Source organism: Streptomyces sp. NPDC058620 (assembly GCF_042717135.1).
Lineage (GTDB): Bacteria > Actinomycetota > Actinomycetes > Streptomycetales > Streptomycetaceae > Streptomyces.
This window is the reverse complement of record NZ_JBHXQO010000061.1, coordinates 1-16,690: the sequence shown is the minus strand read 5'-3', so window position 1 is coordinate 16,690 and position 16,690 is coordinate 1. Positions and strand designations below refer to the sequence as shown.

14 protein-coding genes and 1 pseudogene are annotated in these 16,690 nt (G+C 66.9%); 9 read left to right on the top strand and 6 right to left on the bottom strand.

Features of this window, described 5'->3' with window-relative positions:
* Positions 1–39: 39 nt before the first annotated feature.
* Both ACFWSK_RS32290 and ACFWSK_RS32285 read right to left on the bottom strand, forming a co-directional pair.
* The gene (locus ACFWSK_RS32290; protein ID WP_383794057.1) at positions 40–252 is read right to left on the bottom strand and encodes a DUF397 domain-containing protein; all 213 of its coding nucleotides are present in this window, start codon (positions 250–252) and stop codon (positions 40–42) included.
* Positions 252–1,097: a helix-turn-helix domain-containing protein gene (locus ACFWSK_RS32285; protein WP_383794055.1), complete on the bottom strand. Its 846-nt coding sequence runs from the start codon at positions 1,095–1,097 to the stop codon at positions 252–254. The genes ACFWSK_RS32290 and ACFWSK_RS32285 overlap by 1 nt, the downstream gene beginning before the upstream one ends.
* A gap of 174 nt (positions 1,098–1,271) precedes the next feature.
* Here ACFWSK_RS32285 and ACFWSK_RS32280 point away from each other — a divergent pair, with 174 nt between their 5' ends.
* Positions 1,272–1,928: an ATP-binding protein gene (locus ACFWSK_RS32280; RefSeq protein ID WP_383794052.1), complete on the top strand. Its 657-nt coding sequence runs from the start codon at positions 1,272–1,274 to the stop codon at positions 1,926–1,928.
* A gap of 29 nt (positions 1,929–1,957) precedes the next feature.
* Here the strand turns inward: ACFWSK_RS32280 and ACFWSK_RS32275 are convergent, their stop codons facing one another.
* Positions 1,958–2,710, bottom strand: a complete 753-nt coding sequence (locus ACFWSK_RS32275; RefSeq protein WP_383794049.1) for an HNH endonuclease — start codon at positions 2,708–2,710, stop codon at positions 1,958–1,960.
* 161 nt (positions 2,711–2,871) lie between these two features.
* Here ACFWSK_RS32275 and ACFWSK_RS32270 point away from each other — a divergent pair, with 161 nt between their 5' ends.
* Positions 2,872–4,059 carry a DNA cytosine methyltransferase gene (locus tag ACFWSK_RS32270; RefSeq protein ID WP_383794046.1) on the top strand — a complete coding sequence of 396 codons (1,188 nt, stop codon included), beginning with the start codon at positions 2,872–2,874 and terminating at the stop codon, positions 4,057–4,059.
* Here ACFWSK_RS32270 and ACFWSK_RS32265 read toward each other — a convergent pair.
* Positions 3,994–4,443, bottom strand: coding sequence for a very short patch repair endonuclease (locus ACFWSK_RS32265; RefSeq protein ID WP_383794043.1), 450 nt, complete (start codon positions 4,441–4,443; stop codon positions 3,994–3,996). The two genes, ACFWSK_RS32270 and ACFWSK_RS32265, sit on opposite strands and share 66 nt — an antisense overlap.
* Positions 4,444–4,529: 86 nt before the next feature.
* On the opposite strand from ACFWSK_RS32265, the gene ACFWSK_RS32260 reads away from it, so the two are divergent.
* Positions 4,530–5,345, top strand: coding sequence for an NgoMIV family type II restriction endonuclease (locus ACFWSK_RS32260; RefSeq protein ID WP_383794041.1), 816 nt, complete (start codon positions 4,530–4,532; stop codon positions 5,343–5,345).
* 236 nt (positions 5,346–5,581) lie between these two features.
* Positions 5,582–5,704, top strand: a pseudogene (locus ACFWSK_RS32255) (IS5/IS1182 family transposase); the annotation flags it as partial.
* A gap of 126 nt (positions 5,705–5,830) precedes the next feature.
* On the opposite strand, the gene ACFWSK_RS32250 reads toward ACFWSK_RS32255, so the two are convergent.
* Positions 5,831–6,784, bottom strand: coding sequence for a NaeI family type II restriction endonuclease (locus ACFWSK_RS32250; protein WP_383794038.1), 954 nt, complete (start codon positions 6,782–6,784; stop codon positions 5,831–5,833).
* A 449-nt stretch (positions 6,785–7,233) separates the two neighbouring features.
* Here ACFWSK_RS32250 and ACFWSK_RS32245 point away from each other — a divergent pair, with 449 nt between their 5' ends.
* Genes ACFWSK_RS32245 through ACFWSK_RS32235 form a run of 3 tightly spaced genes read left to right on the top strand, consistent with a single transcriptional unit; the run spans position 7,234 to position 12,154 of the window.
* Complete coding sequence (locus ACFWSK_RS32245) at positions 7,234–7,830, top strand: hypothetical protein (RefSeq protein ID WP_383794035.1); 597 nt, start codon at positions 7,234–7,236, stop codon at positions 7,828–7,830.
* Positions 7,831–7,835: 5 nt separating this feature from the next.
* Positions 7,836–10,670, top strand: coding sequence for a substrate-binding domain-containing protein (locus ACFWSK_RS32240; RefSeq protein ID WP_383794032.1), 2,835 nt, complete (start codon positions 7,836–7,838; stop codon positions 10,668–10,670).
* Positions 10,671–10,690: 20 nt separating this feature from the next.
* A complete protein-coding gene (locus ACFWSK_RS32235) occupies positions 10,691–12,154 on the top strand; it encodes an extracellular solute-binding protein (RefSeq protein WP_383794029.1) in 1,464 nt (487 codons plus the stop codon).
* A gap of 29 nt (positions 12,155–12,183) precedes the next feature.
* Here the strand turns inward: ACFWSK_RS32235 and ACFWSK_RS32230 are convergent, their stop codons facing one another.
* Entirely contained in the window at positions 12,184–13,191 is a 1,008-nt protein-coding gene (locus ACFWSK_RS32230) for an SEC-C domain-containing protein (RefSeq protein WP_383794026.1), read from the bottom strand.
* A gap of 107 nt (positions 13,192–13,298) precedes the next feature.
* On the opposite strand from ACFWSK_RS32230, the gene ACFWSK_RS32225 reads away from it, so the two are divergent.
* Positions 13,299–14,093, top strand: a complete 795-nt coding sequence (locus ACFWSK_RS32225) for a class E sortase (RefSeq protein ID WP_383794023.1) — start codon at positions 13,299–13,301, stop codon at positions 14,091–14,093.
* 235 nt (positions 14,094–14,328) lie between these two features.
* Complete coding sequence (locus ACFWSK_RS32220) at positions 14,329–16,533, top strand: discoidin domain-containing protein (RefSeq protein WP_383794020.1); 2,205 nt, start codon at positions 14,329–14,331, stop codon at positions 16,531–16,533.
* Positions 16,534–16,690: the final 157 nt, after the last annotated feature.

The following is a 16,690-nucleotide window of genomic DNA, read 5'->3' as shown; positions in this document are numbered from 1 at the left end:
CGGGCCCTTATAGACCTCCTTCATACGGGCTGGTGACCACTACCCATCGAGCTGCTTATGCCGTACGGCGGTGAGAAATCCTGCCCACGATGCCTGGCCGAATGTCAGCATCGGACCGTCGGGGACCTTCGAGTCCCGGACCGCGGTGGCCCGGGGGAGGTGGGAGGCCTCAAGGCACTCAGTCGTGTTCGCCCCGCTGTACGACGACTTGAACCAGGTGAGAGACCCAGGGGAATCAAGAACCGAAGGCATTACATCTCCTCGCGAACGCGCTCGATCAAGGCCGACGATGCGGCCATGTCCAACGCTTGTGCACGCAGGTAGTCGAACGCAAGTCTGTATCGGGCGAGCTCTTCGTCCTTCTCCATGAAGAGCGAACCGACATGCAGGTCGACGTACACGACATCCAGGCTTGGCTCGGCCCCTCCCAGAACCACGAAGCTTCCCAGCGCCGCACCGTGGGCCCCCTTGGAAAACGGCAGCACCTGCAGGGTGATGTGCGGCGAGCTGTTCGCTGCCAGTAGATGGTCCAGCTGGTCACGCATGACATCGGGAGACCCGACGACGCGCCGGATCACCGACTCGTCGAGGATCGCCCAAAGATGGGGCGGCTCGGGCCGGCTCAGGATCTCCTGGCGCTTCATGCGGATATCCACGAGTCGCTGGATCTCCTCAGGTGCCAGACGCATCTCACTCGCGCCTTGGATCGCCGTGCTGTAGTTCCGGGTCTGCAGAAGGCCCGGCACGTACGTGCAGGAGAAGTGGTCCTCGCGCTCGGCTTCGTCCTCGAGCGTCAGCAGGAGACTCATGTCAGCGGGGATCGTGTCGGTGTATGGCCCCCACCAGCCCTGCTGCTTGGCGTCTTTAGCCAGAGCGACTACGGCGGAGAGTTCGGCGTCGCTCGCGTCGTACTGCCGGCAGAGCGCGTCCGCGATGGGCCACTTCACTGGCCCTTCCTGGGTCTCGTAACGGCTGACGGTGGCCTTCGAAATCCCGACGAGCCGCCCGGCTTCCTCCAGCGTCATGCCCTTCCGCGCGCGCAACTTGCGCATCATCGCGCCGAGCTGGCGGCGTCGTGTCGTGGTCCTGACGGACATGAAGGGCGCCTTTCATTCCTGGCCATGCGTCGTATCCGAGCCAACAAGGCTATGTCTGCGCTGAGTTACGGGAGCCGGATTCACCCGATCGATTCTCGTGAGAAGTTCCACCGTGAGACTTCTTGCTGCCATACTCGCAAACCTGGCCACTCAGCGCAGTCGTTTGGACACGGCATGTGTATGGCTGATGTGGCGCCGGAAGGAGAGCGCATGTCCGGACAAGACAACAGTTCGCAACTCCGCAGTGTGTTGCCATTCGAGGCAGAGCCCGCAGCGGTTCGGGACCTCCGCAGAGCCGTCAGAGGACAGCTCATGGCGTGGTCCCTGCCGGCCTTCACTGAAGAAGCCGAACTTGCTGTGAGCGAGCTGGCGGCCAATGTGATCAAGCATGTGGGAAGAGGTTCCGCTGCCACGCTGGTGCTGGAGGCGGCTGCGGGTCGCCTGCGGATCGAACTCCACGACAGGAGCTTCCGCGTACCCGTCCTCGGCTCAGCGGCCTGCGACGACGAGTGCGGTCGGGGTCTTCACCTCCTGGCCGGCATGGCCATTGACTGGGGCACGCTCCTGACCGCGACGGGCAAAGCTGTCTGGTGCGAGCTTTCGGCCGGCCCGGAGCTGCACCGCCGCCGGGCGGAACGGGCCGAAGCGGCCCTCACGCATTACCGACGAGACCTCGGAGCTCCCCTCCTGGCAAGTCGTTCAACTCAGATCCTTGAGGAGTCCGCCACCGACCTCATTGCGGATCTCCTCCACTGGGTCACCGCCCGGGGCGGCGACCCGGACGGCCTGCTTGACCGGGCACAGATGCACTTCGAGGCCGAGGTGGCCTGATGGGCGTAGAACATGAGCCGAAGGCGGGGCTACGCGGCCCCGTCCCGCTGGACGGCATTCTCGAGCTCGGCCCGAAGGGCTGCGGGGGTGCGCCACGATGCACCGCCATGGACTCTGTGGCACATGCGGTGGCAGTTGGCGCAGAGAAAGGCGAGGTCTTCCAGCTTGGTCTCGCGGGGGCCAGAGAGGTGGAGAGGATGCACATGGTGCACTTCGATGTAGCCCTCGCCGAGCCTTCCGTACCGTTCGCCGAAGTGGAATGCGCACACCGAGCACTGGAGGGGCTGGCCGAGTCTGCGCGCTTGGGCGATCTTGCGTTTGCGCAGGGCGGGACTCCGCTCGCGAAAGGTTGCCCAGCGGGTCAAGAGACGCCCTTCGGCGGCCGGGACGCCGTTCTCATCCACTTCGTCGGGCTGCTCAGGAATGAGATGGAGCTCACCGGACGCGATTCCGTCCTCGATGGCCTGGGCGGCGAGCAGCATCTCTGCCTCGCGTTCCACGAAAGCTTCCGTTACGAGCTTGGTCAGTCGGCCACCTCGGGTGGCGGGACCGACGTAGTCGTGACGGCTCGTGATCAGGTCCGCGCTCTTGCGGCTAATGCTGGCGGCCGACCGGAATTCCGGGACGTCGCGTGCTGCGTCTCCATGCAGCGGAAGAGAACGAAGAAGCTCGGCCAGATCGTGTGTGGGTTGCTGGTACGTCCTGAGCTGGGCCCAGTCGTTGTTCACGACGCGCGAGCAGATCAGCAGCAGCTCGTCCCAGGTCCAGTCAGGGCTACGCATGGGCAATATCGTATGGGTGTTCGTCGTGGTGCGGGAGATGTCTGGGGCAGGCCAGCTTGTGACGCACACTGGATGGCGGTCGCGATGTCAGTGGGGTCTGTCACCCTCTGTGAGGGCGGATTGCAAAGAGTGTCCGCCATGCAAGTTCTTAAGGAGGGTGCATGACCAGCACTGAGAGAAGGTTCACCTCGGTGGAGATCTGCGCTGGGGCAGGAGGCCAGGCTGTCGGCCTGCATGACGCGTTGTTCAAACACCTTGCGCTGATCGAGGTGGACCCTCATGCCTGCGCGACGCTGAGGAAGAACGTCGAGGGTAATAGTGAGTGGCACGGCTGTGAGGTCATCGAAGCTGACCTCACCAAGCTTGACCTCGCGGCGCTGAAGGACAGGCTGAGGAGACAACTGGGCCTCTCTGATGAGGAAGATGTCACCGGGAAGCTTGATCTGTTGGCTGGAGGCGTTCCCTGCCCGCCGTTCTCGGTTGCCGGCAAGCAGCTCGGGCAGGACGACGAGCGAGACCTATTCCCGACCATGATCAACATGGTGAGGGAACTTCGGCCTAACGCCGTCATGATCGAGAACGTGCGGGGGCTTCTGGACCAGAAGTTCGAGCCGTACCGACAGCGGATTTTGCGGGACCTGGAAGCCCTGGGCTACCGCAAGTGCCTATGGAAAGTCCTTGAGGCTAAGGACTACGGCGTGCCGCAGTTGCGGCCCCGCGCGATCCTGGTGGCCATGACCGAGAAGTATGCTGAGCACTTCACGTGGCTAGAGCCAGAGAAGCTGCCAATCACTACCGTTGCCCAGGCCCTTGAAGGGTCGATGAGGCAGCGGTTTAACGCTGTCAACGATCCACGGGCAGATGATGCCTTCAAGCGCTGGTATGGGGAAGCGTCCAAGGATGTGGCTCCGACTGTGGTCGGCGGCTCAAAGAAGCACGGTGGAGCTGATCTGGGGCCAACTCGAGCTAAGAAGGCTTGGCGTGATCTCGGGGTCTGCGGCCTCGGTGTCGCGAACGATCCTGAAGAGATGAAAGACAAGGAGCGCGATCTATTCGCTCCTGCTGGTCCTAAGCTCACAGTAGGGCAGGCAGCAATCATCCAGGGATTCCCAGAGGCATGGCAGTTTGTAGGCAAGAAGACTGCAGCCTACCGGCAGGTAGGTAATGCCTTCCCGCCGCCAGTCGCTCAAGCGGTAGGCGAGCGGATTATTGCCGCATTGGAAGCAGCAACCGCCGGGGCTTCGGCGGGACAGCCCGACGGCTCGTTTGAAGTTCCAGGTCCGTCAGTCTCTGCTCGGCCGGAGTTTCGAGACTGTTGCGGTGATTTTGAGGGCGCAGGCATCGGGTGACTCGTGCTCCCAAAAGCGGAGCACAGTCCAGCCTGCCTCGATGAGGCGCTTGTCCGTGTTCCGGTCGCGCGCCACATTGCGAGCAACTTTGTCTGACCAGTAACCGGAGTTCGTCTTCGGCGGTACGTAATGTTTTGGGCAGCCGTGCCAGTAACAGCCGTCAACGAAGACTGCGACCTTCGCCGGGCGAAAGACCATGTCTGCCGTGCGCCGGAGGTCGGGCAGCGGTTTCGCAGCTACTCGGTAGCGCAAGCCCTGGGCGTGCACTAGCCGACGAATTAGACGTTCGGGTTTGGTGTCTCTACTTCGGATCGCCTGCATGTTTCTCCGACGCGCAGCGGAGGATGCCCATGAGCCTTCAGGGGGAGTCCAGGCAGTTGGCAAAGTTCCGTCCTATACTTTGAGCTCGAACTGGTGGCAAAGTTGGGACCGCTAAGAATCGATTGCTAATCCGTTGCGGGGGTTCGCGTATGACTGACTTTGGTGTTCCGGACTGGCTTCCTGGTCTCTTTGCTTGGAAGCCTACAACACCCAATAACAGACCTCTTGTCGAGAAGACGTTGAGGCGTAAGAGCCTTCCGAATATTGCAGATGGATCACAAAGGGCAAGTCTGGGTATTTCTGGACATCTTTTTGAAAGACTGCAGATCGGAAATGTGGTTGGAGAGGATGCCGACGAGGCCAATGAAGAGAGCCTTGGAAAACTTCTGGAAGTCGCGGTAGCCCGAGATCTCTCTGTGAACCTCTCTTCCCGGTGTCCCCATGTCGCATGGGAGGTTGAGAGAAATTCTAAGATCTGGGATTTTTCTCAGTACTCACACATTAAGGATCTTCGAGATGCTGCCAGTCGGTACCCAGATGTGGAAGAGGTGATCGGAGGTGATTACTTGATTGACCCAGACGTGACCGTGAGTGCCCCTGGGCGCTACGGAAGGTCTCTTCGCGCCGTAGCCTCATGCAAATGGACTATTCGCTCTGATCGGGCACAGAATGTGCGCCATGAGTTCAATTCTTTGATCAGGGCGCGCCGCGGCAGGGCGCCTCACCTTATTGCGGTGACGGCAGAGCCCTTGCCTAGCCGACTGAGTTCTTTGACTCAGGGGATGGGGGAAATAGATTCCGTTTACCATGTGGCCTTCGACTTGATCAACGAAGCGGTACGTGCATATGAACCGCTTCGGGTTCGTGCTGGTGAGATATCGCAACTTCAGCACTGGGAGACCATGACGAGGCTGGGACGGCTCCGCGACTATCGAGAGTTGGTTGATGATATTTGGAATGACTAAGAGTTGTCCCGCAACTCCCCCGGCTGGGCGGTCCACGGGTAGCCCGGCTTCCAACGGCGCGATGAGAGACTCCGTCTTGGGGATAATGGGAACTTAGGGCAGCCGGGGGCGCTGACAAGCAGGACCGTTCTGGGGCGGGTACATAACTGGTTGGTTTATGTTTTCTCTCCTGCGGCACGCTTTTTGCGGCTTTGTTTCTGCGCTTCCGTCACCTGCTGCTTCGGACCAGATGCATCCTCGTCATCCCGCACCGAGAACGTCCCGGTCGGCCATTACTGCCCGGCGAGGAAGAGGACAACGCCGCCCATCACGAAGTTCGCGCCCGCGACGAGCACGCCTTGGTTTCCCGCATGCGCAATCACGCCCTCGCTACGTGATTGGAAAGGCCCGTAGCCCGGCGTCAGCACGCCACCGCACAGCCTTCTGCAAGACGCTTTAGTGTGGTCCTCGACTGTGAATGATTCGGTAATCGCGTGCGGATTGGGTCAACGTGTATGTGTGGGCAACACGGGGGCAGGCTGTACCGTGTCGGTACCAACAGCGCAGATCCATCGCCTGCCGCTAAGTTCGGCTGAGTTTTCAGAGTTCTCCCAAGATGTCAATTCTCTGACCCGTGCACTGACGAACTCCCCCTCACGTGGGATTGGCAGGCCGAGTTGTTCCGCGATTTGTCGGTGGCTCTCATAATCTCCCATGATGATAATTCCTTCACGCTGGAGCGCTGACCGGGATCCTCCATTCCCGCGAACGCGTTTCATGTAGTCCTTTTGCTGGGCCACAGTTCGAATTACGTTGCGGCTGATCCTTTGCCCCTGAACGCGCCGAAAGAGCTCGTTCAGTCGTGCCTGGCCTGTTGAATGGGAAAATACCAGCTCACGGTCAGAAGGAGGCATGTGGAGTAGAACATTGATGGGGAGTTCGGCCTCGTGTTGGAGCCAGAGGATTTTATTTCTGTGTTCGGCTTTAATTGTCAGTTTTAGGTCTCTGTTGTTTCCCTGGTTGAGCCACTCATCTCTGATGCGAAGAAGTCCGGCGCTCCAACGGCTCTTGTAATCATCCGCCCAGACCAGAAGGCATATGTGCCCCATGGCTTCTGGGGGGATCATCCACCCTCCGAACTGTTGGGAATACTTGCAATCGACCTCCACTCCGGCTATGAGGTAGTCCATGGTGATTCCATCATCGAATTTAAACTCTCGCTGAAGGTTGATCTCGACAATAGTGCCGGCGTGGGTCTTCTCTGTCTTGAACAGTGATTTCCAGTCGTATCGTCCTGTGGCCTCGCCGTTGAGTAATTGATCGATCGTGTCGCGAAGGACGCATGCGAAGCGTTGGCCAGTGGGGTCGAGTTGGCGCAGAAAGTGATAGATGGATGCCAGTTCTGAGTCCTCATTGAGTGCGGACTGGGACTGAATGTTGGCGGCGGCTGAGATGTCCATGGGCAGCAAGTTCCGGTCCTTTTCGAATCGTTGTACGACGTGCGATCTGGCGCTACTTCTTAACGGGCGGCGGGCGGAAGTCGCTTGCTTCTGGTCGTCGGGATCTCGTACTGCCAGTCCGCGGAAGGCTGGTAGGGCGGCATGAAGACTTCCTCGCGCACACAGAGCGGGGCCTGCGTGGGGGATTGCGGCCCGGGGACGATCGGTGAATGTGATCGTATTGCAAAGAAGGGACATAGGGGAATCCGCATGGCCTGCCCGGCGATGAGGGGCCTTGCCGGACGCGGGTGAGCGCGCATGCGCGCCCCGCACCCGCCCCCGCGACCGGTCGACAGTGCGGTCAAACCCGTGTCGGATGTCAACTGGCGTGAAATAATGGCACGTTCAGGGACGGGACGTTCCATGTCGCTTCAGGGCGGGACGGCAATGGCGCCGATGGGGGCAAGCGGATGACGGACGGTTCGAGCGTGGGCGGGCAGGGGTCGCGAGCGGGGGCCGGGACGGTCGAGGTGCGGATCGGGGTGAGTGGTACGCACACCCGGCGTGATGATCTCGAAGCCCTTCACACCTGGTTGCGGAGTGCGCCCGATCTCGAAGAGGTGCGCGAAGCCGATCAGTTGGCTGTCGGGCGGAAGGTCTCCGATCACCAGACCGAGGGCATGAGCGGTGAGCTGATCCAGGACATCGTGCTCGTGGTGTCCGTCGAGGTGGCTCGTAACGTCATCGACAAGGTGTGGCGGTCGGTGGAGACCTGGGTGCGTAACCGGCGCAGATTCGCCGATCCCGAGGAGACACCGCGCGTCACCCTCGACGCGCCGGTCACCGGGCCCGGGGCCGGGCTGGGGCGGGACACCGACCGGGACACCGGCAGGGATGGCGAGAGCGGGGAGAGCGGCGAGAGCGGGGAGAGAGCGCAGAGCGGGGAGAGAGCGCAGAGCGGGGAGAGAGCGCAGACCGCGCAGAGCGGAGGGAGTGGCGGGCAGCGGGGCGATGGGGCCGGTGGCGGGGGCCGGGCGCGCGATGGCGACGAGGCCGGGGAGGTCTAGGCGTCATGCCGCCGTACAGTGCGCGCGGCAAGGAGGGCAGAGGCAAGCGGCATCGTGCGGTGATCGTCGGTGTCGAGCCCTACAGCGGTGACCGGAACGACCTGCCCGCCGTCCGGCACAACCTCCGGCTTGTGGCCGAGGCGCTGACCGCCGAGGGCACGGGGGTGCTCGATCCCGCAGATCTTGTCGTGATTCCGGGCAAGGGCGAGCCCGGGGCCGTCGATCCGCTCCAGGTGCGGGCCGCGCTGCGGGCCGCGCGGGAAGAGGTCGACGGGCTGCTGGTCGTCTATTTCGCGGGGCATGGCATCGTGCGTCCCGACGGCAGCGACCTGCATCTGCTGTTCACCTCCTCGCGGGTGACCCGGGACCGGCGGCATCCCTTCGTGGACACGCTGTCCTGGCGGGACGACGTGATGCCGGAGCTCTCCAAGGCCCGCGCCGACTGGGTCGTGGCGATTCTCGACTGCTGTTTCGCCGGCAACGCACTCCATTCGTTCACCCCTGCCGTGGGGCAGAACTTCGCCCTGCTCACCGCCGCGGAACCGGGCGTGGAGATCCCTCCCGGCGACCCCTCGGCCGGTACGGAATTCACGATCCGCCTGCACCGGCTGCTGACCGGGCGCCCGGCCGACGACGAACCGGCCACGTTCACGCGGCTCGTCACCGAGATACGGGAGGCGATGGCGCCCCTCAAAGCCGTCGACGGGCACCGGTGGATTCCGGATGAGCGGCGGCACGGGGACGATGTGCTGCTCGCCGTCCCCGGCAGCGGCTGGAGCGGCTTGCTCACGGGAGGGGGAGAGGGAGAGGGGGAAGGGGAAGGGAAAGGAGAGGAGGAGGACGGGGAGAGGGACGGGGAGAGGGACTCCGAGGGTGTGGGCGGCACGGTGTGGCCTCCCGTTGTCCGGCGGCGATGGTTACGGCTGCCGCGCCCCGCTCTCGTACGCCGCCGGCTCCAGTCACCGCGCGGACGCATGACCGCCCTCGTCCTCGCGGGCGCCGTCGCCGTCGCCGGGGTCGGTACGTACCTGTTCGGGGATCTGCCGGGCGGGCCGTCCCGCGACTGCCCGCCCGCCATGGAGCTCCGTGTGCTGACCGATCCCGACCTGCGGCCCACCGTCAAGAAGGCCGCCGACGCCTATATGGAGCGCGGCGACGGCTGCCGATCCGTCGGGATCACCACGTACGACGCCAAGGCCACCGACGCGGTGGCGGCCCTCCGGGCCTCCTCCCTCTGGCAGGACCCGCCCGCCACCTGCCCCGCGACCGGTGACTGTCTGCGGCCCCAGCGCGATGTGGGCGCGCAGCCGGACATCTGGATTCCGGCGGCGGGGAGCGCCTGGCGCCGGGTGATGGACGGCGGGCAGGTCCAGGCCGGGGGAAGTGCCGCGGCTTCGGCCACCGGCGCCGGGTCCCAGGGAGCCACCGGGGCGGGGGCAGAAGGCGCCGAAGGAACGGAAGGGGCCGTTGGGGAACGGGTGGTGACCCTGGAGTCCCTCGGGTCCATCGCTTTTACGCCCATGGTCCTCGCCGTGCCCTTCGAAATGGCCCTGGCGCCGGCGGCGCAGACCGGCAATCCGCTCGGCTCGATAATCTCCGCGCTGCGCGACGCGCAGCACCCGGACCATCCCGTCTCCGTGCTCCGGCCGGACCCCGAAGGCACCGACGGGGCGCTGCTGGCCACCGAAGCCCTGTACGCCTCATCGGCGTCCGGGTCGGACTCGTCCCTCGAACAGAGCATGGCGCAGGCGCTGCGGCCGATGCCCGGCACCGCCAGGGACCTGATGTGCGCGCTGGCCGACGGCCACCGCAACGAACTGGAGGACACCGCCGCTGTCCTCGTGCCGGAACAGACCATGGCCCAGTTCAACCTGCCGCCCACCCACCGGGGCCGCCCCGCCTGCGCGACGGAGACGCTGGAGGTCCGCATCGCCCAGTACCCCTCCGACGTGCCGGTGCTCGATCTGCCGTTCCTCCGGGTCACCTGGGACGACGCGGGCCGCGACGCCGACGCGCGCGACAGGGAGGTGACGCGCTTCTACGAGTGGCTGGCAGGGGACCCGGAGGCGCAGACGTTCTTCACGCAGGACGGTTTCCGCGGTGTCAGCAAGGGCAAGCCGGCACCGCCCGAGGAGTCCTCGCCGCTCAGGGCGGGCTCCAACGAGTCGGAGAGAGCCGTACGCCTGTCGATTCCGCCGACCACCACGAGCACCGTCACAGCCGCCTCGCTCGGTGCCACCCTGCGCCGCTACCGGCAGGCACTCGGTCCCGGGAGGGTGCTGTATCTCCTGGACAACTCGACCTCGATGGCCGACAAACGGGTCTGGGACGGCTCCGGGCGGGCCAAGCAGCTGGTGACCAGGTCGATGGGTTCACTGGGCGCGGGTGACGCGTACGGGGTGTGGTCGATCGCTTCCAGGAAGGACGCGGACGTCGTGCCGTTCGGGCTGCACGGACGCGCCGCCGCGCAGAAGGCCGTGGCCGCGGCCCCGACCGCCGATGTCGACGCGCGCATCGTGAACGGGCTCCGCGAGGGGTTCGCCACGCTGCGCGACGGGCCCACCGAGGACGATCCGCCGCGGCTCCTCGTCCTGGTCACCGATGACGAGGACTCGAAGGGCGTCACGAAGAAGCAGCTGGCGGACCTGGTCACCGATGCCGAAGGGGCCCCGCCGGTCCGGGTCGTGGTGGTGTCCCTGCGCGGCGGTGGCTGTTCGTCCGGCCGGCTCAACGAGGCGATCACGAAGGCGACGGGCGGTCGCTGTATGGACCTGTCGGACGACATCCCGACCGAGCTGACCGCCGAGGTCGCCAAGACGGGCACGGGGGACGCGGAATGACCTCGAACGGAAGAGGCGGCGTGGGCGGAACACGAAGCGGACGACGGGGAGGGCCTCGTCGCGTCCTCCTGGCCGCCGCGCTCGGCTGTCTCCTCGCCGTCTCCTCGGCCGGCTGTTCGGGCGGGCCCGATGGCACGCCCCAGCAGGGCCAGGAGGACAAGGCGGCGGACCGGGGACCGATCGTCGTCGCCAGCGGGCTCGATGTCACCGGCTCCGGCGGTGTGCGGCAGCAGCTGATAGAGGAGTGGAACCGGCGGCACGCCGGCTCGAAGGCCGAGCAGGCCAAGCTCATCGAACTGCCGGGCGGTGCCGACCAGCAGCGCAGCCAGCTGCTCGGCGCGCTGCAGTCCGGGAGCGCCGGCTACGACGTGGTGAACCTCGACATCACCTGGATTCCCGAGTTCGCCGAAGCCGGTCTGATCCGCCCGATGCCCGCGGAAGAGACCGTCGACCTCGACTTCATCAACCGCGTCCACCTGACCACCCTCTGGAAGGGCCGTTCCTACGCGCGGCCCTTCAACACCGATGTGGGCCTGCTCTACTACCGCCCCGACCTGCTGGAGGCCGCCGCAATCCCGCCGAGCCGCCAGCCCACCCGCAAATGGGCCTGGGACGACCTCAACGCCTCCATCAAGACCCTCGCGCTCAGCCCCAGCCGTGGGGACGACCAGGCGGGCTGGACCACGCAGCTCAAGCAGTACGAGGGGCTCACCGTCAACGCCGTGGAGGCGTTCGCCAGCGTGGGCGTCGAACTCGCCGACGAGGAGGGCACCTACGAGGCGAGCGAGGCGGACCTCAAGAAGGGCCTCGACGAACTCCTCGAACGGGCCCATCACGAGCGGATCCTGCCCAGCGCGGTCTCCTCGGACGAGACGGCGACGCTGGCCGACTTCGCGGCAGGGCGCGTCGCCTTCCTGCGTCATTGGCCGTACGTGTACGGGGCGTTGAGGACTCTGCTGCCGCCCGACGGGTACTCCGTGAACCGGCTGCCGGGCACCTCCGTGCTGGGCGGACAGAATCTCGCCGTCACCGCCGGTTCGCCGCGCGCCGGGAACGCCCGCGCCCTCATCGACTTCCTGACCTCGCAGGAGAGCGAACGCTGCCTGCTCGACGCGGGGTTCGCCGCCACCAGGGCCTCCGCGTACAACGGGAAGTCCAAGCCCTGCTGGCCCCGTGTCGCCGCCGCGCTCCGCCCCGCCGAGGGCACGCCCCCGGCTACCGGGGACCCGTCGTCCGCACCGCCCGCCCCGGCGGGGGAGGGCGGCGCGAAGGACCAGGCGGCATCGGCGCGGACCGCGTACACCATGACGCTGAGCAGGGCGCTGAACGAGGCGGTGCAGCGCCCCCGTACGCCGTACTACGGGGCCTTCACCCAGGTGTTGCAGTCGCACGTGCACGCGCTGCTGACCGCCGAGTCGCCGGACAGCGACAAGGCCGCCGCCAAGCTCCACCGCGCCCTGCGGGACGCCTTCGAAGGGAAGTGACTCCGCTCCGAAGGCCCCGCACCCAGGGGCTACGCGACCCCGTGGCACTCCCGGTACGACCGCCCAGAACCGCACCAGCACGCCGCACTGCGCGCCGGGGGCCACGGGATCGCGCGGCCCCGGGCGGCGAGCGTGGTGGCGTACTGCGGGAGCAGGTTCGGATCGGCCGGGGACGCGGCCTCCGAGGCGGCGAACGCCTCGTACGAGGGGACCGTGCCCGCGACGATGCCGAGGTTCGGCGTGCCCCCGGCGTGCAGGTCGCGCAGCGCGGCCTCCAGGCGGGCCAGGTGCTCCGTGTGGTTCGGGTACTCGTCGGCCAGGGCCGGGTAGGCGCCGAGCAGTTCGGTCAGTTCGGCTTCCGGCCAGTGCAGCACCGCCACCGGGAACGGGCGCGACAGTGCCGCCCGGTAGGTGCCCAGTTCCGCACGGAGCCGGGTGATCTCGGCCTTCAGCTCTCCCGGGTCCGAGGAGCCGAGGGACCACAGGCGCTTCGGGTCGTGGAGCTCGTCGAGCGGGACGTTCGCCGTGCTGAGGGCGTCGGCCAGTTCGTCCCAGGCGTCGTGGTCGTGACCCATCAGCCTGCGTACGCGATGCCGTCCGGTCAGCAGGGACTGGGTGGCGTACGGGACCTCCTCGCCCGGCGCCAGGAGCAGGGTCAGCGCGGTCTGGAGGACGTCGTGGGCCGCCTCCAGCTCGTCATGGGCTTCGAGGGTCCCGGCGACGATCTCCCACGGGGCCGCCTGGAGCGGGCCCGCGACGCGGATTCCGTCGATGATCGCGCGGGCCTCCGCCTCGTGCCCGTACTCCCAGAGATTGGCCGCCTTGAGGGCTTTGACCAGATGCGGGTTGCCGGATTCGGTGGGCGGTGCGCTGAGCAGTTCGTCGTAGAGGCCGGTGGCGCGGGCGCGGTCACCGGCCAGTTCCAGATGGGCCGCGGCCTGGAGGAACAGCGGTTCGTGGTCCTCGGGGTACTGCGCCGCGGTGCGCAGCAGGCGCTCGGCTTCGGTGATGTGGTCGGCAGGCGTGTCGGGGCGCATGGACCACACGGTACTGCCGCACGGGTGCTCGGGGAGAGAGCCCGTCGGTGGCGTGGGGGACGACACATGTCTGGTGGGTTACGGGGATTCCCCTTATCGTGCGGGCCGTGCGGGAGCGGATACCTGTGGTGGTGCAGCGGAACTCGCCGGGCCGGCGGGCTGCTGTGCGCGGCCTGTGGACGGGTGCCGAACTGGTCGTGACGCTCGGCGTCGTCCTCCTGCTCCTCGTCGCGCATCAGCTGTGGTGGACCAACCGGCAGGCCCGCGAGGGTGCGGAGCGCGAGGTCCGGGCCCTCCAGGAGGACTGGGGGCGGGATCGCGGAGCGGGTGCGCCGGGGGGCGGACCGCAGGAGGACAGCCGGGCCGGAGAGCCGGGGGCGGATGGACAGGACGGGCAGGCGCCGGAGCGTCCGGCTCCGGACCGTACCGCCGCCCCGGCCGCTCCCCGCTGGGACCAGGCGTACGCCGTCCTCCGCATCCCTCGCCTGGGCCTGACCGCACCCGTGGCGCAGGGCATCAGCAAGCGCGGCGTCCTCGACAAGGGGTACGTCGGCCACTACCCGCGCACCGCGCAGCCGGGACGGGCGGGCAACTTCGCGGTGGCCGGACACCGCAACACCCACGGCGAGCCCTTCCGCCGCATCGACCGGCTGCGGCGCGGTGACCGGATCACCGTGGAGACCCGGGATGCCGTCTACACGTACACCGTCGACAAGAGCCTCGCGCAGACCTCGCCCTCCGACAGCGGGGTCATCGCCGCCGTGCCGCGCAGCAATGTGCGGACGGCCGTCGGATACAGCGCGCCGGGGTACTACCTGACGCTGACGACCTGCACCCCCGAGTTCACCTCCCGGTACCGGCTGATCGTCTGGGGCGAGCTCACCTCGATGCGCCCGAGGTAGCGGCCGCACGGGCCGGCGGGCCGGGGCCGGGGGCCGGGACGCGGTCCCGCCGTGCTGCCGGCAACCAGCCACGCCACACCTCCCCTTCGCGTGGCGCATGAGTGTCCCAGCCATGTGTTGCGTCTTAATGAAAGACGAAAGAAAAGTCCCGTCGGGGTTATTGACCGTGCGAACGGGGGCGGGCAAGGTTCCGGAGAGCGCTCTCCCATCCCGCATTGTTCCAAGGAGACCCCCCATGCCCGCACTTGGCATACGTGTGGCCGCACCACCCCTGAGAACCCCGAGAACCCCGAGAACTGCTCGCCGGGGCATCGCCGGCGCCGTCATCGGCGCACTGGTCGGCACCCTCCTCGTCCTGCTGCCCGCCTCCGCCGCCCAGGCGGCGCCCGTCCTCCTGTCGCAGGGCAAGCCGGTCACGGCCTCCAGCGAGGAGAACTACGGCACCCTCGCCGCCTCCGCCGTCGACGGCAACGGCGCCACCCGCTGGTCCAGTGCCCACTCCGACCCGCAGTGGCTCCGCGTCGACCTCGGCGCGACCACCCAGGTAAGCCAGGTCGTCCTGGACTGGGAGGCGGCGTACGGCAAGGGCTATCGCATCGAGCTCTCGACCAACGGCACCGACTGGTCGACCGCCTACCAGACCACCACCGGTGACGGCGGCACGGACACCGTCGGCATCACGGGCGAGGCCCGCTACATCCGGATGCACGGCACCACGCGCGGCACCCAGTACGGCTACTCGCTCTGGGAGTTCAAGGTGTACGGCGAGGGCGGCACCGGCGGACCGCAGCTGCCCGGCGGTGGCGACCTCGGCCCCAACGTGCACGTCTTCGACCCGTCGACCCCCGGCATCCAGGGCAAGCTGGACGAGGTGTTCCGGCAGCAGGAGTCGGCGCAGTTCGGCAACGGCCGCCACGCCTTCTTCTTCAAGCCGGGCACGTACAACAACCTCAATGCCCAGATCGGCTTCTACACCTCCATCTCGGGCCTCGGCCTCAAGCCCGACGACACCACCATCAACGGTGACGTGACCGTCGACGCCGGCTGGTTCAACGGCAACGCCACCCAGAACTTCTGGCGTTCGGCGGAGAACCTGGCGCTCAACCCGGTCAACGGCACCAACCGCTGGGCCGTCTCGCAGGCCGCGTCCTTCCGTCGCATGCACGTCAAGGGCGGCCTCAACCTGGCCCCGGCGGGCTACGGCTGGGCGTCCGGCGGCTACATCGCGGACAGCAAGATCGACGGCACGGTCGGCCCGTACTCGCAGCAGCAGTGGTACACCCGAGACAGCTCGGTCGGCGGCTGGACCAACGGCGTCTGGAACATGACGTTCTCCGGCGTCGAGGGTGCCCCCGCCACCGGCTTCCCGAACCCGCCGTACACCACGCTCGACACCACGCCGATCTCCCGCGAGAAGCCGTTCCTGTACCTCGACGGCTCCACGTACAAGGTCTTCGTCCCCGCCAAGCGCACCAACGCGCGCGGTGTCTCCTGGAACGGCACCCCCCAGGGCGCCTCGATCGGCCTGGACAAGTTCTACGTCGTCAAGCCCGGCGCCACCGCCGCCACCATCAACCAGGCGCTGGCCCAGGGCCTGCACCTGCTCTTCACCCCCGGCGTCTACCACGTCGACCGGACGATCAACGTGAACCGTGCCGACACGGTCGTCCTCGGCCTCGGCCTGGCGACGATCATCCCCGACGGCGGGGTCACCGCGATGAAGGTCGCCGACGTCGACGGCGTCAAGCTCGCCGGATTCCTCATCGACGCCGGACCGGTCAACTCCCCGACCCTGCTGGAACTCGGCCCGCAGAACTCCTCCGCGGACCATGCCGCCAACCCCACCAGCGTCCAGGACGTCTACGTCCGTATCGGTGGCGCGGGTGCGGGCAAGGCCACCACGTCGATCGTCGTCAACAGCGACGACACGATCATCGACCACACCTGGGTCTGGCGCGCGGACCACGGTGAGGGCGTCGGCTGGGAGACCAACCGCGCCGACTACGGAGTGCGGGTGTACGGCGACGACGTACTGGCCACCGGCCTGTTCGTCGAGCACTTCAACAAGTACGACGTCGAGTGGTACGGCGAGCGCGGCCGGACGATCTTCTACCAGAACGAGAAGGCGTACGACGCGCCCAACCAGGCGGCCATCCAGAACGGCGACACCAAGGGGTACGCGGCCTACCGCGTCGACGACTCGGTGAACGTCCACGAGGGCTGGGGCATGGGCAGCTACTGCAACTACACCTCCGACCCCACCATCCGCCAGGACCACGGCTTCAAGGCCCCGGTCAAGCCCGGCGTGAAGTTCCACAGCCTGCTCGTCGTCTCCCTCGGCGGGATGGGCCATTACAACCACGTCATCAACAACACCGGGGCGTCGACGGTCCCGGCCGGCACCACGACCGTGCCGTCCAACCTCGTCTCCTTCCCCTGATGACACCGGACACGGCCCCGCGCTGACCCCCTCTCCCCGGGTGGGGGCCCCCCCCCCCCGGGGGGGGGGGGGGGGCGCCCCCCCCCCCCCCCCCCCCCCCCCCCCCCCCGCCCCCCCCCCCCCCCCCCCCCCCCCCCCCACCCCCCCCCCGGCCCCC